A 25657-nucleotide genomic window follows, 5' to 3' on the forward strand; every position below is an offset into this window, starting at 1 on the left:
AGAACGGCACTGTGAACTGCCGTTCTCGCGGTGAACTGCCGTTCTCGAGACGTTCTCGTCCGCGCGGAGGCCCAGGACCGGTGGCAGGGTGGGCGCATGCCTGGACGCCGCCGACTGCCCCGATCCACGCCCGAGGAGCAGGGGGTCGACCCTCGGGCCCTGCTCGACCTGGTCGACGCCCTCGAGGCCTGGCCGGAGCTGCACTCGCTCATGGTGGTGCGGCACGGGTCGGTGGTCGCGGAGGGGTGGGCGGCGCCGTTCGCGGCGGACCGGCTGCACGAGCTCTTCTCGCTGAGCAAGAGCTTCACGTCGACCGCCGTCGGGTTCGCGGTGGCCGAGGGGCTGCTCACCGTCGACGACCTGGTGCTCGACCACTTCGCCGACGAGGCGCCGGACGAGCCCGACGAGAACCTCCAGCGCATGCGGGTGCGGCACCTGCTGACCATGACGACCGGGCACGACACGGACCCGACGGAGCGCGTGCGGGCCACGGACGACTGGGTGGCGGCGTTCCTCGCCGAGCCGGTGGAGCACGAGCCGGGCACGTTCTTCGTCTACAACACGGCCGGCACGCACGTGCTCTCGGCGCTGGTGCAGAAGCTGACCGGTCAGCGGCTGCTCGACTACCTCGGCCCGCGGCTGTTCGAGCCGCTCGGCATCGAGGGCGCGACGTGGCAGCAGTCGCCGGCCGGGATCGACGCGGGCGGCACGGGCATGTCGGGGACCACCGAGGACATCGCGGCCCTCGGTCTGCTCTACCTGCAGGACGGCGTCTGGGACGGACGACGGGTGCTCCCCGACGGGTGGGCGGCGCAGGCGACGACGAAGCAGGTGCCCAACGACGGCAACCCCGACATCGACTGGGCGCAGGGCTACGGGTTCCAGTTCTGGCGCGGGCGGCACGACAGCTACCGCGGCGACGGCGCCTTCGGGCAGTACTGCGTGGTGCTGCCGGCGCAGGACGTGGTCGTGGCGATCACGGCGGGCGTGGGCGAGATGCACGGCGAGCTGGCGCTGGTCTGGGAGCACCTGCTGCCCGGGCTGTCGGACGGCCCGCTGCGCGACGACCACGCCGCCCGGCACCGGCTGACCCAGCGGCTGGAGGACCTCCGCCTCGATCCGCCGCACGGCGCACCGACCACGCCGACGGGCGACCGGCTCAGCGGACGGACGATCACGTTCGCGCCGAACACGCTCGGGGTCCGGCACGCGGTGCTCGAGGTCGGGGACGGGCACGACCGGCTCACCGTCGACCACGAGGACGAGACGGTGATCCTCTCGGTCGGGCACGCGCAGCCCGCGCTGACGCGCACCACGCTCCGACGCCCCCACGACCCCGAGGACGTCCTCGTCAGCGGTGCGTGGACCGCACCGGACACCTACGTGGTGACCTGCCGGTTCGTCGAGTCGCCGTTCGTCCTCACGGCGACGGCGTCCGTCAGCGGTGACGAGGTATCGGTCACGAGCGGGTTCAACGTGGCGTTCGGGCCCCCCGAGCTGCCCGTGCTGCGCGGCACCGTCAGCTGAGCTCGAGCACCGTCCACCAGTCGTTGACGTCGCGCTTCGCGTAGCCCGTGACCTCCTGCTGGCCGGCGGTGAGCCGGGCGTCGGAGGCGCGGTGGGAGTGCAGCGCGGCGTTCGTGGCGACGTGCACGAGGCGCACGCGCGCGCCGGCGGTCCACGGGCGGTCGTCGATGACCTCGACGCGCCAGTCGGCCTGGTCGTCGGCGATGTCGCCCGCGCTGACCTCCTGCTGGTGGGAGAGGGGTGACGGCACGCCGGACGCGCTGCGCAGCCAGCGGCCGGTCGACACGTGCCGGAGCCGGATCACCGAGCCGTCGCGCAGGTCGGTGCCCGCGGGGGTCCCGGCCGTGCCGACCAGCAGCCACCGGTCGTTGTCGTCGGCACCGCCGAAGGCCGTGACCTGCTGGAGCCCGTCGGACCCGGGGTGCACGTACGCCCGGTCGTGCGAGTGCAGCGTGAGGCCGGTCCACACGTGCGAGAGCTTGACGGTGTCTCCCGTGGAGACCTGGTCCTTGGCGTCGGGGGCGTGCGTCGTCAGGACGCGCGGGGGCCTGCGCGTGTAGTCCTGCACGAAGAAGCCGCGCCACGCGTGCCCGTTGGACGCCGTCCAGTCGTGCTGGTCCTTCTCCGAGGTGAGGGTCACGGGGCGGCCGGGCGTGTTGTTGTCATGGAGGGTGAGGGTGACCCGCCCGGTCGACCGGTCCTGCTCGTAGCCGTAGGCGATGACCTGGTGGTTGTCGCCGATGGCGGCCAGCGACCGGGCGACGACGAGCCCGAGGACCACCGGCCGGCCGGCGTCGATCGACCGCACGACCCGCGGCAGCTCCTCCTCCTTCGTCCACCGCGTCACGCCCTTGAACACCCAGGTCTCGTCGTCGGAGTGCAGCGACCAGGTGACGAACTTGGCGGCGGACCCGGTGAAGAACGAGTCGCGCAGCCGCTGCGTGAACAGCTGGGCGAGCCAGTGGCTGTCGGGCGGAACGCGGCCGGGCGCCCACAGGTCGGCGCGCCAGCGGGGGACCGGCTGCCCGGCGAGGAAGTAGTCGAGCGCCGCGTACGCCATCCCGCCGCAACGGCCCGCCGTCGTGATCTTCGCGCCGTTGGGCAGCGTGAGCACCTCGTTGACGAACGCGTTCGGGAACGCGAACCCGTGGGTGGCCGGGTCGAACGCGACCGCCTGTCGGGTCAACAGCTGCTCCGGCATGGAATGTCCCTCTCGTCCTGGCGAGCCGCACGACGGCGCGGCGCCCCCCGCTATGGAGGGTGCCACGAAGGAGTGCGCAGGGCGGGGGTGAGATACGCCGACGGCCCCGGTTCCGCAGATCCGGGGCCGTCGGCGCTTCAGGAGCAGGTCACGGGTACTGGGTGACCGTGGCCGGCTTGGTCTCGGTGCCGGACGCCTGCGGCCCGACGCCGTTGACGACGTGGGCGTAGGTGCCCTTGCCGCCCAGGGACACGGTCGACAGGCTGTGCAGCTTCACGCCCGGCGCGACCGGGACCTCGAAGCCGTTGTCGACCGTGATGGACGGGTCCGTGGTGAACACGCAGTAGGAGCCCAGACCCCAGGCCTCGTGCGTGGTCACGTTCGCCGCCACCTTGTAGGCGGCGTACCCGCGGATCCCGTCGTGCGACCACGCCGCCACGCTGGGCGGGTCGTACGGCAGCTCGTTCTGGAAGAAGATCACGCGGCCGCGCTCGCCGTTCCAGAGCAGGTTGTACTTCTGGTAGTGCTCGACGAACAGGCCGTAGCCGTTGACGTCGTTCCCGTTGACGACGAGACCGTAGTCCGACGTGTTCTCGGTCCAGCCGGCCCCGGCCCCGTGGTCGGCGCGCCAGGACCAGATGTGGTCGATGATCGTGTCGTCCGCGTTGACGATGATCCCGTTGTCGGCCTTGCCGGCGACGACGCCGCCGATCCGCACGAAGACGTCCTGGATCGACTGCGGGTTGGCCGCGTGGTCCGTGTGCGCGCCGGCGACGCCGAGCTGGACGACGGCGTGCGACTTCGTGGTGCCCTGGTCGAACAGCAGCCCGGCGATCTTCACGCCGTCCACGTCGGCCGTGCGGATCCCGTCGACGCCGTTGTCCGGCACGATCGTTGCCATCCCGAGGCCCATCACGACGGTGTTGGCCCGCGTGACGTTGAGCGTCTGGTCGAGGTGGTAGACGCCGGGCGTGAACATCACGTTCAGGCCCTGCGCGAGCGCCTGGTTGAGGGTCGCGCCCGTGACGCCCGGCTTGGCCAGGTAGAACGTGTCGAGGCCGAGCGACGTACCGGGCGTCGAGCCGTTCTCCCAGGTGGTGCCGGTGCTGCCGTTGCGGAGGCTCGGGACGAAGACCGCCCAGCGCCCGTTCTCCTTGTAGAGGTACGGCTTCTCCCGCACGGCGCCCGTCGTCGGCAAGGTGGTGATGGCCGGGGCCGGGAAGCTGGTGGCCGGGGCGTTGCGCACGCCGGAGAACACCTGGTTCCAGAGCGAGCCGGTCCACGAGCCCACGCTCGAGTCGCGGGTGTACCACTGCTGCTGGGTGTAGGAGACGACCTGGCCGTCGATCTTCGAGTCGGCGATGTACCCGCCCGACGCCCAGCCGTAGGCCGACGAGTCCAGCGAGATGTTGCCCTTCACGTGGATCCGACGGAACGGCGCCGCCTGCGCGACGGCCCAGCGGGCCTGCCCGGTGCTCGGCGTCACGGCGAAGTTCTCCGCAGAGCGCCAGAAGTTCTGCGTCGCGTTGCCGCCGAACCACTGCGCATCCACCCAGACGCCGCCGTTGATCTGCACGTCGTCGGGGTTGCGACCCACGCCGTTGATGGACGTGTAGAAGCCGATGTTGGCCTGCACGCTGTACGCGCCGGGCTCGAACAGGAACTGCGCGCGCTCGGTGCCGAACTGGTTGGACTCCTGGGTGGCGAACACCTGGTTGACGGTGTTCTGGACCGTGGCCGCCGGCGTCGTCGGGGTGAACACGTAGGTGTTCGGGCCGAAGTCCGGGTTCACCGGGTCGGCGGCGGGGACCGTCGGGCCGGTCGGGGTGGGGTCGGGGGTGGACCCGGAGCCCGTGTACACGCGTGCCTCCCACAGTGAGTAGCCGTAGCCGGTGCCGCGCGCGGTGCCGACGATGCGCACGTAGCGACCGCTGCCGCTGACGGCGACCACCTGCTTGCCGCCGGTGCCGTTGGTCACGGTACCGATGGTCGTGTAGCCGGTCGTGGCGCTCGCCGACGCCTGGATGGTGAACGCCTTGCCGTACGCGCCCTCCCAGTCCAGCTCGACCCGGCACAGGCTTTGCGACGAGCCGAGGTCCACCTGCAGCCACTGCGGGTCGGACGCCGCGCTCGACCAGCGGGTGTCGCTCTTGCCGTCGAACGCGAGGTTGGCGGTGTAGTCGGAGCCGGTCTGCACGGACGACGCGGTCGCGGGCTTGTTCAGCGCGACGTTCGTCGTGCCGCACGTGCCGCTCGGCGGCGTCACGGTGCCCGTGGTGCCGAAGACCTGGAACTCCCACAGCGAGTAGCCGTAGCCGGTGGCGCGGGCGGTCAGGTTGAGACGCACGAACCGGGCGGTGCCCGAGACGGCGACGTCTTGCGTGCCGCCGGTGCCGTTGGTGACGGTGGCCGCGGTGGCCCAGGCGGACCCGTCGGCGGAGGTCTGCACGGTGAACGCCTTGCCGTACGCGGCCTCCCACACGAGGGTCACGTGGTCGAGCGTGGCGCTCTGGCCGAGGTCGACCTGGAGCCACTGCGGGTCGGCCGCGAGGCTGGCCCAGCGGGTGCCGGCGTTGCCGTCGACCGCGTTGGCGGCGGCCAGGTAGCCGGTGTTCTCGGACGAGCTCGCCGTGGCGGTCTTGCCCTGCGAGAGGTTGACGGGGGCGGCGTTCGCGGTGGTCGCGGCGGCCAGTGCGCCGACCGCGACGACCGCGGCCGCGACTACGGCGGCGGCCCACGCTCGGGCGCGCGAAGGGACAGGGGTGTGCATGGAGTGTCCTTACGGAGGGGGTGGGAGCACGGCCCGGCCGGGCCTTCGACGGGTGCGGCCGGGCCGTGCGTCGAGGGGGTTACGGGATGAGGTTGTAGCTCGCGTCGAGCACGGCGCCGGCCCACGGCTTGTAGAGGTCGTAGCCGCGGGGGTTGCACTGCAGGCCGCCGTTGATGCAGTGCTCGGTGAGCGCCTTGAGGGTGGCCGGGTCCCACGCGTTGAAGAAGTCGTAGTGGAACGAGTAGCCGCGACCGCTGCTGAACCGGACGTCGGACATGGTGCCGTCGGCCGGCCACGAGAGCTTGAACTCGATCATCGGCACCGCGACCGGGTGGGTCGCCGGGCACTCACCGTTGACGGGGTACGCCATGTGGCTCTTGTGGTTGGGGGAGTCGAGGTCGACGCCGTTCCAGCAGCTGGGCGCCTGGTAGCGGACGTTGAGCATCGAGCCCGTCGGGCAGGTGGCCGGGATGTCCCAGTTGAACGAGCTGGTGCCGCACTCGAAGCCCTCGACCGCGCCGGGCGCCGTCCGGAACTCGTCCTGCGTGGCGACCATGCTGCCCACCAGGAACTTCAGGCCCTGCGGGAACGGCATGACCTTCTTGTAGTCGAGGATCCCGGACTTGTAGTAGATGGTCTGCTCGGTGCTGGCGACGATCTTGTTCTCGCCCCGCATCAGCGTGGGGAACCAGTACGCCGACTTGTCCTGCGGCACGGTGCAGCTGGTGCCGGTGGCCGCGAGCAGCGACGTCGTCGTGCTGTTCGCGTCCGTGCTGCGGTTGCCCAGGAACGTGTGGCTGTGCGACGCGCCGGCCCGGCCCGGGTAGACGATCGGGTCGTCGTTGAGGGTGCGGGTCGGCGTGCAGTTGGCCTGGAACTCGTGGTGCGTGACCGTGGTGTCGGCGCCGGGCGGGGCCGGCGGCAGGGGCTTCGGGGTGGTCGACGGCGTCGTCGCACCCCCGGTCCCGAACACCTGGAGCTCCCACAGCGAGTAGCCGTAGCCGGTGCCGCGGGCGGTGAGGTTGAGCCGGACGTAGCGGCCGGTGCCCGGTGCGGCGACGGTCTGGTTGCCGCCCGTCCCGTTGGTCACCGTCGCGACGGTGGTCCAGGTGGTGCCGTTGGCCGACACCTGCACCTGGAACGCCTTGCCGTAGGCCGCCTCCCAGCGCAGCTGGACGTTGTCGATGGTGGCCGTGGCGCCGAGGTCGACCTGCAACCACTGCGCGTCCGAGAACTGGCTGGCCCAGCGGGTGCCGGTGTTCCCGTCGACGGCCTTCGAGCCGACGAAGTCGGGACCTTCCGCCGACGACGACGTCGCCAGCTTGCCCTGCGAGATGTTGACCGGTGCCGCGCTCGCGGACGTGGCGATCGCGGCACCGAGGCCGACGGCGACGAGCAGCGCGGACAGCGCGCCCGCGAGCCAGGCCCGGGCCTTCCTCGAGCGTGGGGCGTGCAGATGCGTGGGCATGGTTCTCCTTCAGGGGAGGGGTTCGGAACGGGCCTGAAGGAGGTGCGACGATGCACACGTCCCTCGGGCGTTGTCGGCTCTGTGAGGGGTTGGCCGAGGGGTGGTGCCCGGGGCGGGTGGCCGCCCGCCCCGGGCACGTCATCTAGCGGATGCTCAGGAGTAGATCCCGAGCTCGTACAGCGAGTACCCGTACGCCGTGCCGCGGGTCACGCCCTGCACGCGGACGTACCGCGCGTTCCCGGTGACGTTCAGCGTGTCGACGTTGCCGTCGCCGTCGGTGACCGTGGTCGCGGTGGACCAGGTGGTGCCGTTGTTCGACGTCTGGACGAGGTAGCCCTTGGCGAACGCCGACTCCCACACCAGCTGGACCGTCCGGAACGTCTTCACCGAGCCGAGGTCGACCTGGATCCACTCGTTGTCGGCCCAGTTGCTCGACCATCGGGTGGCGTAGTCGCCGTCGGTGGCCTGGCCCGGCGTGAAGTTGCCGTTGTACGGGTCGAACGACGACGCCGTGGCCGGACGACCCTTGGCGATGTTGGTGCCGGCGACGGCGGGCGGGACCACCCGGAACGACCGGGTCTCGACGCCGACGTTGCCCTTGCCGTCCTCGGCGAACACGTAGACCTTCCAGACGCCGAGCGTCTGGGGGGCCGTCACCGAGAAGGTGCTGCCGCTGCGCGTGAACGTCGCGGGGGCCAGACCCCCGGACTTGTTGATGTAGTTGCTGTTCAGCAGCACGTTGTAGGTGATCGCGTCCCCGTTCGGGTCGGTCGCGGGCGCGGTCACCGTGAAGGTGGAGCCGGCCACGACCGCGTCGCTGTTCTGCACGGTCATCGAGCTGAACGTGGGCGGCGTGTTGACGCCCGCGGCACCGGCGGAGCCGCCGTACGCCTTGGCCAGCGCGTAGTACGACAGGCGCTTGTTGGTGCCCGGCTTGAGGTTGAACCAGATGCCGCCGAAGTCGCCCTCGTTGCCGTAGTGGAACATCGTGGCGCCGAGCGCCACGCCCGGGTGCGCCTTGATGCAGTCCCACGACCGCGTGTAGCCGGCCGCGTTCTGCGCGTCGGTGCCCTGGTCGGGCACGCCGTTGGCGTCGTTGGGCACCTCCCACTCACCGGCAGGTCCGCTCTCCGTGATCAGGTACGGCTTGGTGTAGCCGCCGGCGATCCACGTCGCCTTGGCGTCGCACACCGCGTTGTAGCTGTTCAGGCCGTAGAGGTCCAGGTCGGGCGAGCTGGCCTTGTAGTACGGCCACGAGCCGGTCCACGCGTCGGTCGACGTCACCGGGTGGTTGGGGTCGATCTGGTGGATCCGCTTGGCGGCGTCATTGACGAACGTGGCGTAGGCGGCGCGCTGCGCCTCGAGCTCGGCGCCCGAGTAGCAGTTGCCCAGGCCGAGCAGGGACTCGTTGCCCACGTCCCACATGAGCACGCCGGGGTTGTCCTTGTACGCCGTGACCCACGTGACGATGTCGTTCATCGAGCTCGCCTTGTACGTGGCGTCCGTGACGTAGTTCGGGCAGCCGCCCGAGCCGGGGCCGCCGCCGGGTGCCAGCCAGAAGCCGGCGACCGTGCGGATGCCCGCGGCGGCCGCGGCGTCGAAGAGGACCTTGGAGCCCGCGTCGGTGCCCCAGGTGCGGATCGTGTTGACGCCGAGCGCCTTGAGGTTGGCCACGTGCTGCGGGAAGTCGGCGTTGGCCGGGCCCCACGTCACGCCCTTGACCACCCAGTTCTGGCCGTTGACCAGCAGCGCCCAGTTCCCCTGGCTGCCGGCGACGCGGACCTTGCCGTCGGCGGGGCCCGTCGGCGGCTCGGTCGGCGGGGTCGTCGTGCCGCCGCCGGCGGTGTTCACCGCCACCTCCCACAGGGAGTAGCCGTAGCCCGTCGCGCGGGTCTGCAGGTCGAGGCGCAGGTAGCGGGCGGTGCCGCTCACCGTGATCGCCTGCGTGCCGCCGGTGCCGTTGGTGATCGTGGACAGGGTGCTCCAGGTCGTCCCGTCCGTGGAGCCCTGCACCCGGAATGCCCTGCCGTACGCGCTCTCCCAGCTCAGCGTGACCTTGCAGAGGTTCTGGGCGGACCCGAGGTCCACCTGCCACCACTGCGCGTCGGCGAACGTGCTCGCCCAGCGCGTCGCCGCGTTGCCGTCGACCGCCATGCCGGCCGCGGTGCCGGCGCCCTGCTCGGACGTCGACGCGGTCGCTGCCTTGCCCTGCGCGACGTTCGTCGTCCCGCAGGTGCCGGTCGGCGGCGGCGTCGTCACCGTGCCCGAGGTGCCGTAGACCTGCATCTCCCACAGCGAGTACCCGTAGCCGGTGGCGCGCTTGGTGCCGAGCAGCTGCACGTAGCGGCCGCTGCCGGTGACGTCCAGGGTTTCCTTGCCGCCCTTGCCGGTGGTCGTCGTGGAGATCGTCGTCCAGGACGTGCCGTTGTCCGACGTCTGGAGCTGGTAGCCGGACGCGTAGGCCGACTCCCAGCTGAGGACGACCTGGCTGACCTGCGACGTCGTGCCCAGGTCGATGCGCAGCCACTGGGCGTCGGACGCCTGGCTGGACCAGCGGGTGCCGGCGTTGCCGTCGACCGCGGCGGAGGCCGGCGTGTAGTCGGCGTTCTCGGTGGACGAGGCCGTGGCCGTCTTGCCCTGCGACAGCAGGACCGGGTCGGCCTGGGCCGCTGCGGCGGGGATGCCGACGCCGGCCGCGACGAGCGCGGCCGCGGCCAGGAGGCCCAGGAGGCGTCGGCCGCGGCTGGGCGGCCTCGCGTTCCCGAGCGGGCGTGGGGTGGTGGTCGTGAACACAGGTGTCTCCTCCAGGGGTGGCCCGTGGCAGGGGACGAGGGTGTCGATCTCCGCAGTCGACCTCGTCGTCGATCCGGTGCGCCGGGCGTGCAGTTCGTCGTTGAGCTGTGCCGGTCGTGCTGGGTGCCGCCCGTGGCGGGACGGCGAATGTGGGAGAGCGCTCTATCGCATGGGCCGAATGGCGACCCTCGATCTCACGCTCACGGGTAGGGGTGGTGCCCGATCTGGCTCCCGAACGGGACCGTATACCCGTTTTCACCCGCTCGCATAGTCGTTGTGACGGGAGAAGCCTTCGCTTTGACGCCGAGTCGGCGGGCAGAAGCCGTAGAGCGCTCTCCCGCGCTGGTATCGTCGTGGCTGTGGTGGAGGACGTGAGCGGCCGAGCTCCGACGCCGGCGGACAGCGCTCGCGCGCACGCCGGGGCATCGGCGACGCTCGAGGCGACGCCGCCGGACGGCGTCCCCGCGGTGGCACCCCAGCCCCGGGCGTCCGGCTCGGGGGCGCCCACGCTCGAGGACGTCGCCCGGGTCGCGGGCGTCTCGCGCGCGACGGTCTCCCGCGTGGTCAACGGCAAGCGCCGCGTGGCCCCCGACATCCAGACGGTCGTCCGCGACGCGATCGCCGCCACCGGGTACGTGCCCAACCTCGCGGCCCGGTCGCTGGTCACGCGGCGGACCGGTGCGGTGATCGTCGTCATCTCCGGCGCCGAGGAGCAGGGGCAGCCCGCGACCATCGACTTCGCCGACCCGTTCTTCGGCCGCGTCGTCGGCGGCATGCTCCGTGCGCTGCGGCCCCGCGAGGTCGACCCGATCCTCATGCTCGCCGAGACCGATGCGGACCGCGCCCGGGTGCTGTCCTCGCTGCGCAACGGCAACGCCGACGGCGCGCTCGTCGTGTCCACGCGCGGCGACGACCCGATGCCCGCCCTGCTGGTCGAGGCCGGCCTGCCCGCCGTCGTCTTCGCCCGTCCCGGTCGGCCGATCCCGCTGAGCTTCGTCGACGTGGCCAACCGCGACGGCGCCCGCCTCGCCGCCGAGCATCTGGTCGCCCGCGGGTGCCGGCACGTCGCCGCGATCAGCGGCCCGCTCGACGTGCCGTCCGCCCAGGACCGGCTGTCCGGGTTCCAGGACGCCATGGCCCGGCACGGCCAGGCCTTCGTGCCGACGGTCGGCGGCAACTTCACGTACGAGAGTGGCGTCGCGGCCATGACCTCGCTGCTCGACGGCTACGCCGACCTGGACGGCGTGTTCGCGTCGAACGACCTCATGGCGCTCGGCGCCATCCACGCGCTGCAGGCGTCCGGCCGCCGGGTGCCCGACGACGTGCGCGTCATCGGGTTCGACGACAGCTCGCTCGGCGCCGCGTCCCGGCCCGCCCTGACGTCCGTCCGGCAGCCGATCGAGGAGATGGCGGCCGAGATGGCTCGCATCCTGCTCGACACCATCGCCGAGCCCGGCCGCCGCGTGACGTCGACGATCTTCGAGCCGACGCTCCGCATCCGCGACAGCGCCTGACGGCGGCTTCCCCTCGGAGCGTCCGCACATCCGGTCGCCCCGGCGACCGGTTGCGCGGACGTCCCTGTCGTCACGCAGCGACGTCCGCACTCCGGCGGGGTGGGGCCCCACGGAGTGCGGACGTCGGCGGCGGTTACGGCGGGTCAGCCGATGGCTGACTGCACCTCGAGCGTGAACTGCTTGGCGGCGTCCTTCGGCGTCATCCGACCGAAGAGCACCTCCTGGTTGAGGCGGCGGGTGATCTCGGCGACCTGCCCGGCGCCGACGGGCGGCACGGCGGGTCCGTCGACGATCTCGTCCTCGAGGTCCGCGAGGAAGTCGGCGGCCTGCTGGTCGGTGGGCGAGAACTTCGACTGGACGGCCGCGCGGACGTCGGTGTTGGCGGGCAGGCCGCGGTCGGAGAGCAGGATGTCGCCGGCGGCCTCGTCGTTGAGCAGGAAGTCGACCAGCAGCGCGGCCTCCTTCGGGTGGTCGGACTTGGCCGAGACCGAGTAGTACATGGCCGGCTTGAAGTACATGCCGGTCCGGTCCTCCTCCGACTCGCCGGGGACGCGCAGCAGCTTCAGCTCCTTGCCGGACGCGTTGGTGATGGCGGTCAGCTGGTTGGTCCAGAACCACGCCATGGCGCCCTTGCCGGTGCCGACCAGCGACTGCTCGGGACCGCCGGCGTCGACCTCGACGGTGGTGGCGGCGTCGGGCTCGCCCCCGCCGGACTGCAGGTCGAGCGAGTACTGCCACCAGTCGGCGAGGGTCTTCTCGTCGTACCCGAGCTTGCCGTCCTTCGTGTACAGCGACTCCCCGCGCTGGCGGGCGAAGATGGAGAAGCCGGGCTCGTTGAACCCGTAGTCCTGGGCGCCGTAGACGGTCTTGCCGGTGGCGGCGGAGATCTTGTCGGCGATCTCGACGTAGTCGTCCCACGTCCAGGTGGAGTCGTCGGGCATCTCGACGCCGGCCGCCGCGAACGCCGCCGGGTCGGCGACGATCGCGTAGGCGTTGACGCCGGTGGCCACGCCGTAGAGCTTGTCGTCGATGGTGCCGGACTGGAGCACGTTCTCGTCGATCTTCGAGGTGTCGAGGCCCAGCTCGTTGAGGTCGGCCAGCACCCCGCGGGAGGCGTAGTCGGCGAGGAACCGCTCCTCCTGCGTGATCACGTCGGGGGCGTCGCCGCCGGCCACCGACGTGCCGAGCTTGTCGAAGTAGCTGTTCCAGTCGGTGTAGTCGGGCACCACCGTGATGTACGGGTACTTCTCGGTGAACTTGTCCAGCACCTGCTGGGTCAGCTCGTGCCGGGTGTCGGACCCCCACCACGAGAAGCGGATCTCGACCGGCTGCGGCGGGCCGGACGAGGTGGCCTCGGCGGCGGGCTCGTCGGACGAGCCCGCGCAGGCGGTCAGGGCCAGGGCCGCGACGGCCAGCAGGGCACCTACGCGGAGGGACGGTCGGGGGCGCATGGTTCTCCTTGGGTGACGGGACGACGGTGTGCTGTCGGGAGGGCCGGCGGAACTACTTGATGCCCGTCGTCGCGATCCCCTTGACCAGGTACTTCTGGCCGAAGAGGAACGCGAGGAAGACGGGGACGAGCGAGACGATCGACATCGCGAACATCGGGCCCCACGAGCTGGCGCCCGTGGAGTCCAGGAACGTGCGGAGGGCGACCGGCGCGGTGTACATGTCCGGTCGGGTGAGGAAGATGAGCTGGCTGAAGAAGTCGTTCCACGTCCAGATGAACGTGAAGATCGCGGTGGTGGCCAGGGCGGGCAGCGACAGCGGCAGCATGATCCGCAGGTAGATCCGCCCGTGCCCGCAGCCGTCGAGCCGCGCGGCCTCGTCCAGCTCCCGGGGGATGCCTCGGAAGAACTGGACCATGAGGAAGATGAAGAACGCGTCCGTGGCCAGCAGCTTCGGCACGATGAGCGGCAGGAACGTGTTGATCCAGTCCAGGCGGGCGAACAGGATGTACTGCGGCACGATGATCACGTGGATCGGCAGCATGATCGAGCCGAGCATGATCGCGAACCACAGCCGCCGACCCCGGAACTCCAGCCGGGCGAACGCGTACGCCGCCATCGAGCAGCTGACCAGGTTGCCGAGCAGCGACCCGAGCACGATCACCGCCGAGTTCAGCAGGTACCGGCCGAACGGGTACTGCAGCGCGTTCCAGCCCTCCGAGTAGTTGGTCCAGTCGACGTCCGAGGGGATCAGCGAGACGTCGCGGAAGATCAGGTCGGTGGGCTTGAACGAGCTGACCAGCAGCCAGATCAGCGGGTACAGCATCAGCAGGCACAGGGCGACGAGGCCGGTGTGCTTGAGCGCGGCGCGGCGGCGGGCCGGCCACGGGGAGCGGCGGCGCAGCGGCGCGGGGGAGTCGGCGGCGAGCGCGGCGACGGGCGTCAGGGGGCGCACACGGACCTCAGTCATCGTAGAAGACCCAGAACTTGGAGGCGAAGAAGTTGATCGCGGTCATCACGCCGACGATGAAGACCAGCAGCCAGGCCATGGCGGACGCGTACCCCATGTCGAAGGCCGTGAAGCCCTTCTGGTAGAGGTAGAGCGTGTAGAACATCGTCGAGTCGGCCGGCCCGCCCGTGCCGCCGGAGACGACGAAGGCCTGCGTGAAGCTCTGGAAGGCGCCGATCACCTGGAGCACCAGGTTGAAGAAGATGATCGGCGTGAGCAGCGGGAGCGTGATGCTGCGGAACTTGCGCAGCATCCCCGCACCGTCGATCGCGGCGGCCTCGTAGTACATCTCCGGGATCTGCCGCAGCCCGGCGAGGAAGATGATCATCGGCGCCCCGAACGTCCACACGTGCAGGAGCACGAGCGTGCCGAGCGCGGTGTCCGGGTCCGAGACCCAGCCCTTGCCGACGATGCCGAACAGCGCGAGGAACTGGTTGACCAGCCCGTCGACCCCGAACACCTGGCGCCACAGGATGGCGACGGCGACCGAGCCGCCGAGCAGCGAGGGCAGGTAGAGGACCGACCGGTAGAACGGCAGCCCGCGCAGGCCGCGGTCGAGGATGAGGGCGAGGGCGAGCGCGGCGACCAGCTGCAGCGGCACCGCGGTGAACACGTACGTGAACGTGACCCGCAGCGAGTTGAGCAGCCGCGGGTCCTCGAACATCCGCGTGTAGTTCTCGAGCCCGATCCACTTCGGCGGCGCGAGCAGGCTGTAGTCCGTGAAGGACAGGTAGCCCGACGCGACCATGGGGCCGATCGTGATGAGGCCCAGCCCGAGGAACCAGGGGGCGAGGAAGAGCGCCGCGCTCCGCCCGTCGCCGCGCCGCAGGGGTCGCCGCGTCGGCGCGCCCTTCTCGGCACGGGCGGACCGGGCGGTCCGGCGTAGCTCCGTCACTACAGACATGTCGTCGATCACCTCGCTGTGTTCGCCGTGGGTTGCCGGTGAGAAACCGGTTCCTCGGCGGTACCGTAGCACCCGTTTCTGTGGCTTGGGAACCGGTTTCCCGTGGTGTATGTTCGGCGCGGAGCCACCCCCGTGAGGGTGGGCCGACGGTGGCGGCGGGAGGCTGCAGTGACGCAGAACGGGTGGACGCGCACCGCGTCGACCATCGCCGAGGTGGCGCACGCCGCCGGCGTGTCCCGGGCGACCGTGAGCAGGGTGATGAACGGCCGGTCGACGGTCGACCCCGAGCTCGCGGCGCGGGTGCGCGAGGTGGCCGAGCAGCTGCACTACCGCCCCAGCAACACGGCGCGCAGCCTGTCGCTCGGCCGCACCAACACCGTCGCCGTCGTCGTCCCCGACCTGGCCAACCCGATGTTCCAGCAGGTGCTGCGCGGGGTCGCCTCCGCCGCGGCCGACGAGGGCTACCGGGTGCTCGTCGCCGACACGGCCGAGCACGCCGCCGACGAGGAGCGCATCGCCCTCGACGCCCGTCTGCGCTGCGACGCGCTCGTGCTGGTGTCCCCGCGGATGCCCGAGGCGACCCTGCGGGCGCTGCTGCCCGAGATCGGGCCGGTCGTCGTGGTCAACCGCGCCGCCGACGGTGCGACACCGACGTTGGCCATCGACTACGCCGCGGGGATCGACCAGATCGTCGAGCACCTGACCGGCCTCGGCCATCGTCACCTGCTCTACCTGGCCGGACCGCCCGACAGCGCGTCGCACGCCGCGCGGCTGGACGCGCTGCGGACTGCCGCCGCGCGACGCGAGGACGTCCGGCTCAGCGAGCGGCCGGCCGGCTCGTCCGTCGAGTCGGGGTACGCCGCCGCGCAGGACGTGCTGGCGTCGCGCGCCACCGCCGTCGTGGCCTACAACGACCTCGTGGCGTTCGGGCTGCTCGCGCGGCTCAACGAGCTCGGTGTCGCGGTGCCGGGCGACGTGTCGATCACGGGTTTCGACGACATCGAGCTGGCGCGTTTCGCGACGCCGTCGCTCACCACCGCGACCGTCCCGCAGGCGGAGCTCGGCCGGCAGGCGTGGGCGCACCTGCGCGCGCTCCTGGGCGGTGCGGACCTGGACCCGACGCCCCCGCTGATCGCCCCGGTGCTGGCCGTGCGGGCCAGCAGCGGTCCGGTGCCGCCCGCCGCACGGCTCGGGCGTCGCGCGGCGTCGGACCCCGTCGGACCCGAGGTGCCCCTGCTCACCGGCACACGGTGGGCCCCCGACCTGGGCACCTATCTGCTGTCGGGACTGTCCTCCGGCGCGGCGGTCCCGCTCGCCCGGTACGAGTCCGGCAGCCGCCTGCCGTCCGTGCACGCCCCGCGCCCCTACCTGCACCCCGTGCACTCCGCCGCCGGCACCGCGCTCACGGAGACCAGCCCCGTCGACCACCGCCATCACTACGGCGTCTCGATGGCGGTCCCCGTGGTCAACGGCACCTCCTACTGGGGCGGTCGCACGTTCCTCCGCGACGAGGGCCCGACCCTGCTGCCCAACCACGGCCGGCAGGTCAGCGAGGCCACGCGCCTCGTCGACGGCGACGCCGCGCTCGTCGACGAGATCGTCTGGCGCGACGAGCGCGACCGTCCCCAGCTGCGGGAGGACCGCCGGCTGGCCGCCGCCCCCCTGGCCGACGGGCGCGGCTGGACGCTGCGCTGGTCGAGCGTGCTGCACGCCGCCCACGGCCCGCTGCGGATCGAGAGCCCCGGCACCAACGGCCGCCCGGGCGCCGGCTACGGCGGGATCTTCTGGCGCCTGCCGTCGGCGGACGTCACCACCGTGCTCGGCGAGGGCCTGGTGGGCGAGGAGGCCGTGCACGGCAGCCTGTCGCCGTGGCTCGCGTTCGTGCAGCGCCGGGAGACGACGACCACCACCGTCCTGCTGGTGCAGCCTCCCGACCAGCTCCGCCCGTGGTTCGCCCGGGTGGCGGAGTACGTCGGCGCCGGCCCCGCGCTCGCCTGGGACCGGGTGGTCGACGTGCCCGCGGGCGGTCGGCTCGCTGTGGGGCTCGCCGCGGTCGTCGTGGACCGGGCGCTCGGTGCCGACGAGGCCGCCGAGCTTGCCGGGCCGGCCTGGGGATGACGAGCACGCCGACCGTCGCCGTCGTCGGCGTGCACGGTCACGGCGCCTCGCACGTGCGGAACGTGGCCGACCTGGAGGCACGCGGCCTCGCCACGCTGGCGGCGCTCGTCGACCCCCGGCCCGTCGACGAGGACGTGCCGTGGTACCCCGACCTCGACGCCCTCCTGGCGCACGAGCCACCGGACGTCGTCGTGCTCGCGACGCCGATCCCGACGCACCTGCCGCTGGCGTCGGCGGCCCTGCGCGCCGGCTGCGACGTGCTGCTCGAGAAGCCGACCACCGCGTCGCTTGCCGAGCACGCCGCGCTGCTCGAGGTGGTCGAGGCGACCGGCCGGCTCTGCCAGGTGGGGTTCCAGACCTACGGCTCGGGGGCGGTCGACGAGCTCGCGCGGATTGTCGGCTCCGGCGAGCTCGGCCACGTGACCGGCGTCGGGGCTGTCGGCACGTGGGTGCGCACCGCGGCCTACTTCGAGCGCGCTGCGTGGGCGGGTCGCCGCACGCTGGACGGGGTCGAGGTGGTCGACGGCGTCGTGACCAACCCGCTGGCGCACGCGGTAGCGACGGCCCTGCTGGTCGCCGGTGCGCGGACGGTGGACGACGTCGCCGACGTGCGCGTCGACCTGTTCCGGGCGCACCCGATCGAGGCCGACGACACGTCCGCGGTGGTCGTCGAGACACGCACCGGCGCGCGGGTCTCGGCGGGGCTCACGCTGTGCGCGCCCGACCGCTCGCCCGCGCGGGTCACCGTCCGCGGGTCCCTGGGGACGGCGACGCTCTTCTACGAGACCGACGAGATCGAGGTGCGCTCCCGGCGTGGCACGCGTCGCATCCGGTGCGGTCGCGTCGACCTGCTGACGCAGCTGCTGAGCACGCGGGCCGACGCCGCCGTCGCGCTGCGGTGCTCGGTCGCCGACACGGGCGCGTTCCTCCGAGTGCTCGAGGCGGTGCGCACGGGCCCCGACCCGACCCCGGTCGCGGCCGAGCACGTGGTGTGGCACGGCGACGGACCGGCGCGGCACCCCGTGATCGCGGACATCGAGGACTGGTGCGCGCGCGTCGCCGCCGAGGGCGCGACCTTCACGGAGCTCGGCGCACCGTTCGCCCGCGGGGGGTGAACGCGGCTATGGCATGAGAGCGTCTCGACCGTGGAGGAATCCGAGCTGCTGGTCATCGGCGGGCGGTCCGGGGTCGGCAAGTCGACCGCCGCGTCCGCGCTGCACGCGCTGCTGCGTGCCGACGACGTCGCCCACGCCGTCATCGAGGGCGACGCGCTCGACCTCGCGTGGCCGACACCGTGGGAGCACCGGCTGAGCCTGCGGAACCTCGCGGCCGTCTGGGCGAACTACCGCGAGCTCGGCTACCGGCGGCTGGTCTACACCAACACCGTCGCGGTGCTCGAGGTCGAGGAGCTGGCGGCGGCCATGGGCGACGCGCCTCGCACCACCGCGATACTCCTCACCGCCGGCGACGCCGTGGCGGACGCGCGGCTGGCCCTGCGCGAGTCCGGCGTCGAGCTGGAGGCGCACAGGTCACGCTCCGCCGCCGCGGCGCTGCGCCTGGAGGCCGACGCCCCCATCGGCACGCACCGGATCGCCACGGACGGTCGCTCGCCCTCCCAGGTCGCGGCCGCGATCCGCTCGGTGGCGGGCTGGTAGCGGCGCCTCGTGCGGCACGATCAGGGGGTGGCCGGACGCTGGCGGGTGAGCGCGGTCGTCGGCGTGCTCGCGCTCGCGGGCTGCACCGGCGGACCGGCCGCCGAGCCGACCCCGACGCCCAGCCCCATCCCCGCGGACGTCCTGGCCGGGCTGTCCGTCGAGGTCCGGCAGGCGCGCAGCGACTGGGCGCTGCGCGTGGTCCAGCTGCGCGTGACCAACGCCGGACCCGGAGACGTGACCGTGTCCGAGGCGCGGCTCTCGACGCCGGACGACGAAGGCGTCGCGACGAGCGACCGTGAGCGGCCGGTCCGGGCCGGCGTCGACCGGGACGTCTCCGTGGCGCTGGGAACTCCGGTGTGCGACGAGGCGGCCTCCGGGACGGCTCGCGCGGAGCTCGACCTGGTCGACGATGCGGGTGGCCGGTCGACGCTCGTGGTCGAGCCCTCCGATCCCCAGGGCCACCTGGCCCGGATCCACGGCGAGGACTGCGCCGCGGCCGCTGTCGCGCGCGGCGCCACGCTGACCCTGGCCGACGCGATCACGACGCAGGACGCCGGCGGGACGCTGGCAGCGTCGGTGCAGCTCGGCGTGGTGCCGGTGGCAGACGGCCCGCGGGTGGAGATCACCCAGGTGGACGGGACCGTGCTGCTGGCGCCGGTCGGGGGAGCGACGAGCTGGCCCGCCGACGTGGACACGGCCGACGGCGCCTCGCGCATGATCCCCCTGCTGCTCGTGCCGTCGCGGTGCGACCCGCACGCCGTGGCCGAGGACAAGCGCGGGACGTTCTTCGGCGTGCACGCGCGGGTGGACGGGGTCGAGCAGCCGGTGTTCTACGTCGCCGCGAGCGACGCGTTGCGGGGGGCGTTGCACGAGTTCGTCGGGGAGTCGTGCGGGATGCCGGGCGCGGGCTGACCGGACCGCTCGACTCTCCGAGCGCGATCCGGCGCGAGTGAATTCTGACGCTCGGGACGTTGCTGGGCGGCACCTATGCGCCCGCCGAGCGAGCTGCGCATCCGTGCAGGTCAGCCCGCGGCTGGCGCTCGGCCGGAGGCGTCGTTCGGAGCCCCTCCCCTGGAAAGCGGAATGGCGAGCGCTTTCCCCAGTTTGCCGGAAACCCTTGCGCGACCCGGAGGGCATCGGTAGGAATGTCCTGCTTGCTCGGGTGAATCGTTACAGAATGAAACGATTCAGCACCGATCGGGCACGCCTCTCAACGACGAGACAAAGGGTGATGCCATGCGCTCGACGCGCGCGCACGACGAGGGACCAGGGGAACCGCGGGCGGGACGGACGCGCGTATCGGCGGGGCGAACCCGCACGCGGACACTCCTCGCGGGGGTGGCCACCGCGACCGCGGCCGCACTGGTCGCCGCGGGCGGCCTGCCGGCCCTCGCGGCCGACCCGCCGACCACGTGGAAGTTCGACCTGGGCACCGCGACCAGCCCGGTGGCCGACGGCTACCAGCAGGTGACCGACGCGACGCGGTACAGCGCCGGCACCGGGTTCGGCATCGTGCCGGCCGACGGAGTCACGCCGATCTCCCGCGACCGGGGCGCCGCGGACCCGGCCGACCGGGACTTCGTGCTCGCGACCAGCTGGTCGTTCGTGCTCGACGTGCCGAACGGCACCTACGACGTCACGGTCCGCTCGGGCGACCTGCTCGCGGGCACCAGCACCACCAAGACCACGGTGACCCTCGAGGGCGCCGGCGGCGGCACGCTGAGCACCAAGGCAGCCGCGATCGCCGGCACCTGGCCGGTCACCGTGGCCGACGGTCAGCTGACGGTGGGCATCACCGGCGCGGGCGCCGGCGGCTACGTCAGCTCGATCGTCGTGTCGCAGACCGGCACGACACCGCCGGTCGAGCCCGACCCCGGCACGTCGACCGTCGCCGCGCCCACCTCGGTGCGCATGGCCCACGTGACGCCGAGCGCCGTGACGCTGCGGTGGAACGAGGTCGCCGGCGCCACCGGCTACGTGGTCTCGCGGTCGGATGCCGTGGACGGCGCCTACACCGAGGTCGCCCGGACCGGCGCGCGCGAGGTGTTCGCCACCGACGCCGTCGACACCTCGACCTTGCGCTACTACCGCGTGCAGACGATCGACGCGGCCGGCCTGTCGACCCCGTCGGCCGCCGCCGTGAGCAGCCTGCCGACGGCGCCCAGCGTGCCCGCGGTTCTCGACTTCGACCTGGGCAGCGGAGCGCTGGCACCCGGCGCGATCCGGCTCGACGCGTCCAGCGCCTACGGCGCGCAGACGCGGTACGGCTTCGTGGACACCCGCGCCGTCACCGCCACCGACCGGGGCACCGCCGACCCCCTGCGCTCCGACTTCGTCAGCGTCGGCGACACCGAGCTCGTCGTCGACCTGCCCAACGGCGACTACACCGTGAGCCTGGTCGCGGGCGACGCGACCGAGGCGACGGACGTCGCGATCACCGCCGAGCAGATGGCCAAGGTGGCGCCGACCACCAAGGCGGCCGGCCAGTTCCTCGAGATGTCGTTCGACATCGCGGTGGTGGACGGCCAGCTCAACCTCGAGCTCTCCGGCACCGCGCCGAAGCTCAACGAGCTCCGCATCGCCGCGCAGAGCCCGCGGGCGCCGGGCGACGAGCCGACCGTGTGGATCACGGGCGACTCGACGGTCCAGACCTACACGGCCGACTACGCGCCGCAGGCCGGCTGGGGCCAGATGATCGACCGGTTCCTGTCCGACGACGTCACGGTGGACAACCGGGCGATCGGCGGCCGCTCGTCGAAGAACTTCATCAGCCAGGGCCGTCTCGACGAGGTGCTCCGCCTGATCAAGCCGGGCGACTACTTGTTCGTGCAGTTCGGGCACAACGACGCGACCTACGGGGTCGACGATCGCTTCGCCGCTCCCGCCGACTACGCCGAGTACCTGCGGACGTACGTCGACGGCGCCGTGCAGCGCGGGGCCACGCCCGTGATCGTCACGCCCGTCTCGCGGCGCAGCTTCGACCCGGCGACCGGAAAGTTCAACGTCTCGTTCCCCGAGTACGTGGCCGCGGCGACAGCTCTGGCCACCGACACCGGGACACCCCTGGTCGACCTCGCGGCGTCCAGCCGGGCGTACCTCGACCAGATCGGGCCGGAGGCGTCGACGAGCGTGTTCCTGCACGTCCCCGCCGGGGTCTACCCGGGCCGCCCGACCGGCACCATCGACGACACCCACTTCCAGGAGTACGGCGCCATCCAGATGGCGCGCCTCGTCGCCTCCGGCATCGAGAAGCTCGACGTGCCGCTGGCCGACGAGGTGGTCGACGCCGAGCCGCCGGCACAGGTCCCGGCAGCTCCCGCCGGGGTGGTCGCGGGCAGTGTCTCGAACGCCGGCGTGCAGCTCACCTGGACCGCGAGCGAGGGTGCGGACATCTACCAGGTGTTCCGCAAGGACGCCGCCGCCGGTGACGACGCGTACGCGTTGGTCGCCACCTCCACGCTGCCGCAGGCCGCGGTCGGCGGGCTGGTCGAAGGGGCGTCGTACGACCTGCGGGTCGTCGCCGTCAACGGCCGCGGCTCGTCGGCCCCATCGGCTGCGGTCCGGGTCACGACGAAGGCCGCGCTGTACAAGTTCGACGTGCAGCTGGCCGGCGGCCCCCTCATGCCGGGCTACACCGAGCTGAGCCAGAACTCGCGGTACACCCCGGAGATCGGCTGGGGCTGGCTGGACCCGACGGGTCTGGGCGGCCGCGACCGCGGGGTCAGCTTCACGCCGCCGCCCAACGACCTGCAGCGCGACTTCCTGCTGCCGGGCACCCAGCACGTGTTCGCCGTGGACGTGCCCGACGGCAGCTACGCGGTGAAGACGTACAACGGCGACTGGATCGGCACCAGCCGCTCCAACGTGCAGCTCGAGGGCAAGGACTTCGGCGCCTCCAACGCCGGCGCCGGATCCGTGTCCGAGAAGGTCAGCCAGCCGGTGCTCGTCACCGACGGGCAGCTCAACCTCGTGATGACCGGCTCGTCGAGCCGCCTGAACGGCATCGAGATCACGCCGCTGCTTCTGGCGCCGTCGGGCCTGACGCTGGACGACCTGAGCATCGACGGCTCGGCGGTGAGCGTCTCGCTCAGCTGGACCGGGACCGACGACTCCGCCGGCTACCGGGTCTACCGCAAGGCCGCGGGAGCCTCGGCCGCCGTGGCCCTCGGCGACGTCACCACGACGACGTTCGTCGACACCACGCCCGACGTCGGGCTGGCGTACGAGTACCACGTGGTCGCGCTCGACCCGAGCGGCGTCGAGTCGGTGCCCACCGACACGCTCGACGTCACGACGGTCGACCCCGACGTACCGACGGCGGGCGTACCGACGAACCTGAAGGTCGGCGCCGTCAACAAGAACGACGTCACCTTCACGTGGGACGCCGTCGACGGAGCGCTGTTCTACCAGGTGTCGCGCAAGGCGAAGGACGGCTCGTTCGTCGTCGTCGGCCGTGCGGACGGCCCGTCGTACACGGACACGACCGTGCTGACGACGATCGGGTACACGTACCGGGTCGCCTCGGTGAACGCGGGCGGGGTGTCGGCGGCGTCGTCGCCGATCACGACTCCCGCGGTCACCACGCTCGCGCGGCAGGCCGAGCGCCTCGACCGGTCGCCGGTCGCGGTGAAGACCGACGGCGGCGTCTACCTCGGCTGGCGACAGCTGGGCCTCGACCCCGACTCGATCGCGTTCCACGTGTACCGGGACGGCAAGAAGATCACGACGCTGCCGATCACGACCAGCACGAACCTGCTGGACGCGGGCGGTTCCGCGACGTCGGTCTACCGGGTCAGCTCGGTGGTCGACGGGATCGAGCGCTGGGCCACCGGTGAGTTCCGGGTCTGGGACAGCCAGCACCTGGACGTCCCGCTGGACAAGCCCGCGGACGCGTACACCAAGGACGGCCAGCCGTACACGTACAACGCCAACGACGCGTCCGTCGGGGACGTCGACGGCGACGGGCAGTACGAGGTCATCGTCAAGTGGGACCCGTCCAACAGCAAGGACAACTCGCAGGCCGGCTACACGGGCAACGTGTACGTCGACGCCTACGAGCTGGACGGCACGCGTCTGTGGCGGATCGACCTGGGCCAGAACATCCGGGCCGGCGCCCACTACACGCAGTTCCAGGTGTACGACCTGGACGGCGACGGCAAGGCCGAGGTCACCATGAAGACCGCGGACGGCACCGTCGACGGCGTCGGCACGGTCATCGGGGACCCGCGGGCGGACTACCGGAACTCGTCGGGCTACGTGCTCACGGGGCCGGAGTTCCTCACGGTGTTCAACGGCGCGACCGGCGCTGCTGTCGACACGATCGACTACACCCCGCCGCGCGGTGACGTGGCGGCGTGGGGCGACGCCTACGGCAACCGGGTCGACCGGTTCCTGGCCGGGGTCGCGTACCTGGACGGCGAGCACCCGAGCGTCGTCTTCAGCCGCGGCTACTACACGCGGGCCGTCCTGGTCGCGTACGACTTCGACGGGTCTTCTCTCACCAAGAGATGGACCTTCGACTCCGACGTGGCCGGGTCGCAGTACATGGGCCAGGGCAACCACAACCTGGCGGTGGCCGACGTCGACGGGGACCAGAAGGACGAGATCGTCTACGGGTCGATGACCATCGACGACGACGGCACGGCGCTCTACACCACCGGCCTCGGGCACGGGGACGCGCTGCACGTCAGCGACCTCGACCCCAGCCGGCCGGGCCTCGAGGTGTTCGCGGTGCACGAAGAGGCGCCGCGCAGCAAGGGCATCGGGGCGACGTTCCGCGACGCCAAGACCGGGGAGGTGCTCTGGTCGATGCCGGCCACCGCCGACACCGGTCGTGGTGCCTCCGGTGACATCGACGCCTCGCACCCCGGCTCGGAGTCGTGGGCCGTGGTGTCGGACGGGACGTGGAACTCGCGGTCGGGGGAGATGAGGGCTGCCGACGGCACCCTGATCAGCACCACCATCCCCGCCGCGAACTTCCTCACCTGGTGGGACGGCGACCTCCTGCGGGAGATCACCGACCACGACTGGAACACGACGACCCTCACCGGCGTCCCGACGATCGCCAAGTGGAACCCGTCGACCAAGACCGCCGACGAGATCTACCGGGCGACCGGCACCCTCTCCGACAACGGCACCAAGGGCACACCGGCCCTGCAGGCCGACCTGTTCGGCGACTGGCGCGAGGAGATCGTCACTCGCCTGGCCGACTCGTCGGCCCTGCGGATCGCCACCACGGTGGACCTCACCGACTACCGGATCCGCACCCTGCAGTCCGACCCGGTGTACCGACTCGGCGTCGCCTGGCAGAACACCGGCTACAACCAGCCGCCGCACACGGGCTACTACCTGGGTGACGGGATGTCGACGCCGCCGGCGCCGAGCATCGTCTACACGGGCGCCGCCACGGGTCCGGACGAGCGGGTTCCCGGACCGGCGACCGCCGCACCGGGCAAGGGCGTGCTCTCCAGCGACAACTGGGACAACGACAGCAGCTACACGGTGGCCATGAACCTGTGGTGGGGCCAGAACGCCCAGACCGTGACGCTGCTGGAGAACGGGGTGGCGGTGGCTACGCGCGACCTGGTCGACGCCACCCCGACCGCCCAGTCGGCGGCCTTCCAGATCGCCGGCAAGCCCAACGGGACGTACGTCTACACCGCCGTGCTGACCAACCAGCACGGGTCGACGACGACAGCCCCGCTCACGGTGAAGGTCACCGCAGCAAACCCCGGAGCCCCAGTGCTCACCGCCGACAACAAGGACGGCGACGGGTCGTACACGCTCACCACCAACCTCTGGTGGGGGACCAACGCGACCGTCTACCGACTGTACGAGGACGGGGTGCTCATCGACACCCAGTCGCTCACCGCCAACGGCTTCAACGCGCAGAAGGCGACGACGACGGTCAGCGGCCGAGGCATCGGCACGCACGTCTACCGCGCGGAGCTGGCCAATCCGCTCGGCTCGACCAGCAGCCCGGAGCTGAAGGTCAAGGTCACGCACTGACCTGACGACGACGGCCGGCCCGGGTGGCTCCTCCCACCCGGCCCGGCCGTCGTCGCGTGCTCGGCAACCCACAACGTCCGCACTCCTACGGGTCCTGACCCGTGTGTGTGCGGACGTTGCACTGGAGATGCAACAACGTCCGCGCTTCTACGGGTCCTGACCCGTGGTTGTGCGGACGTTGCGCTGGAGATGCAACAACGTCCGCGCTTCTACGGGTCCTGACCCGTGTTTGCGCGGACGTT

14 protein-coding genes are annotated in these 25657 nt (G+C 71.9%); 7 read left to right on the plus strand and 7 right to left on the minus strand.

Translation table 11 applies throughout. From position 1 onward, the window contains the following. The first annotated feature begins 96 nt into the window (after nt 1-96). Nucleotides 97-1527 carry a serine hydrolase domain-containing protein gene (locus AC1DQC_RS07420; RefSeq protein WP_477050580.1) on the plus strand — a complete coding sequence of 477 codons (1431 nt, stop codon included), beginning with the start codon at nt 97-99 and terminating at the stop codon, nt 1525-1527. On the opposite strand, the gene AC1DQC_RS07425 is transcribed toward AC1DQC_RS07420, so the two are convergent. From AC1DQC_RS07425 to AC1DQC_RS07440, 4 genes are all read right to left on the minus strand, one after another. Beyond that, nucleotides 1520-2728 carry an MIR domain-containing protein gene (locus AC1DQC_RS07425; RefSeq protein WP_477050581.1) on the minus strand — a complete coding sequence of 403 codons (1209 nt, stop codon included), beginning with the start codon at nt 2726-2728 and terminating at the stop codon, nt 1520-1522. The two genes, AC1DQC_RS07420 and AC1DQC_RS07425, sit on opposite strands and share 8 nt — an antisense overlap. A 148-nt stretch (nt 2729-2876) precedes the next feature. Then, on the minus strand, nt 2877-5498 hold the full coding sequence (locus tag AC1DQC_RS07430) for a discoidin domain-containing protein (protein ID WP_477050582.1): 2622 nt from the start codon (nt 5496-5498) through the stop codon (nt 2877-2879). Nucleotides 5499-5577: 79 nt separating this feature from the next. After that, nucleotides 5578-6966 carry a DUF1996 domain-containing protein gene (locus tag AC1DQC_RS07435; RefSeq protein ID WP_477050583.1) on the minus strand — a complete coding sequence of 463 codons (1389 nt, stop codon included), beginning with the start codon at nt 6964-6966 and terminating at the stop codon, nt 5578-5580. Nucleotides 6967-7119: 153 nt separating this feature from the next. Then, nucleotides 7120-9759 (minus strand): discoidin domain-containing protein, encoded by a 2640-nt coding sequence (locus AC1DQC_RS07440; RefSeq protein WP_477050584.1) that lies wholly within the window; start codon nt 9757-9759, stop codon nt 7120-7122. A gap of 371 nt (nt 9760-10130) precedes the next feature. On the opposite strand from AC1DQC_RS07440, the gene AC1DQC_RS07445 reads away from it, so the two are divergent. Continuing rightward, nucleotides 10131-11273: a LacI family DNA-binding transcriptional regulator gene (locus tag AC1DQC_RS07445; RefSeq protein ID WP_477050585.1), complete on the plus strand. Its 1143-nt coding sequence runs from the start codon at nt 10131-10133 to the stop codon at nt 11271-11273. A 143-nt stretch (nt 11274-11416) separates the two neighbouring features. On the opposite strand, the gene AC1DQC_RS07450 is transcribed toward AC1DQC_RS07445, so the two are convergent. Genes AC1DQC_RS07450 through AC1DQC_RS07460 form a run of 3 tightly spaced genes read right to left on the minus strand, consistent with a single transcriptional unit; the run spans nt 11417 to nt 14634 of the window. After that, nucleotides 11417-12724 (minus strand): ABC transporter substrate-binding protein, encoded by a 1308-nt coding sequence (locus tag AC1DQC_RS07450; protein ID WP_477050586.1) that lies wholly within the window; start codon nt 12722-12724, stop codon nt 11417-11419. A 52-nt stretch (nt 12725-12776) separates the two neighbouring features. After that, nucleotides 12777-13691 (minus strand): carbohydrate ABC transporter permease, encoded by a 915-nt coding sequence (locus tag AC1DQC_RS07455; protein WP_477050587.1) that lies wholly within the window; start codon nt 13689-13691, stop codon nt 12777-12779. Further along, entirely contained in the window at nt 13684-14634 is a 951-nt protein-coding gene (locus AC1DQC_RS07460; protein ID WP_477050588.1) for a carbohydrate ABC transporter permease, read from the minus strand. Before AC1DQC_RS07460 ends, AC1DQC_RS07455 begins: the two co-directional genes overlap by 8 nt. Before the next feature lie 168 nt (nt 14635-14802). On the opposite strand from AC1DQC_RS07460, the gene AC1DQC_RS07465 reads away from it, so the two are divergent. The 5 genes from AC1DQC_RS07465 (at nt 14803) to AC1DQC_RS07485 (ending at nt 25415) form a co-directional block, all read left to right on the plus strand. Next, nucleotides 14803-16752, plus strand: coding sequence for a DUF6807 family protein (locus AC1DQC_RS07465; RefSeq protein WP_477050589.1), 1950 nt, complete (start codon nt 14803-14805; stop codon nt 16750-16752). Beyond that, nucleotides 16749-17867, plus strand: coding sequence for a Gfo/Idh/MocA family protein (locus AC1DQC_RS07470; RefSeq protein WP_477050590.1), 1119 nt, complete (start codon nt 16749-16751; stop codon nt 17865-17867). The genes AC1DQC_RS07465 and AC1DQC_RS07470 overlap by 4 nt, the downstream gene beginning before the upstream one ends. Before the next feature lie 30 nt (nt 17868-17897). Then, nucleotides 17898-18407, plus strand: a complete 510-nt coding sequence (locus tag AC1DQC_RS07475; RefSeq protein WP_477050591.1) for an ATPase — start codon at nt 17898-17900, stop codon at nt 18405-18407. A gap of 27 nt (nt 18408-18434) precedes the next feature. Then, nucleotides 18435-19319 (plus strand): hypothetical protein, encoded by an 885-nt coding sequence (locus AC1DQC_RS07480; protein ID WP_477050592.1) that lies wholly within the window; start codon nt 18435-18437, stop codon nt 19317-19319. A 426-nt stretch (nt 19320-19745) separates the two neighbouring features. Beyond that, nucleotides 19746-25415 (plus strand): rhamnogalacturonan lyase family protein, encoded by a 5670-nt coding sequence (locus AC1DQC_RS07485; protein ID WP_477050593.1) that lies wholly within the window; start codon nt 19746-19748, stop codon nt 25413-25415. Nucleotides 25416-25657 lie beyond the last annotated feature (242 nt).

This window comes from Cellulomonas sp. P4_H12 (assembly GCF_056400905.1).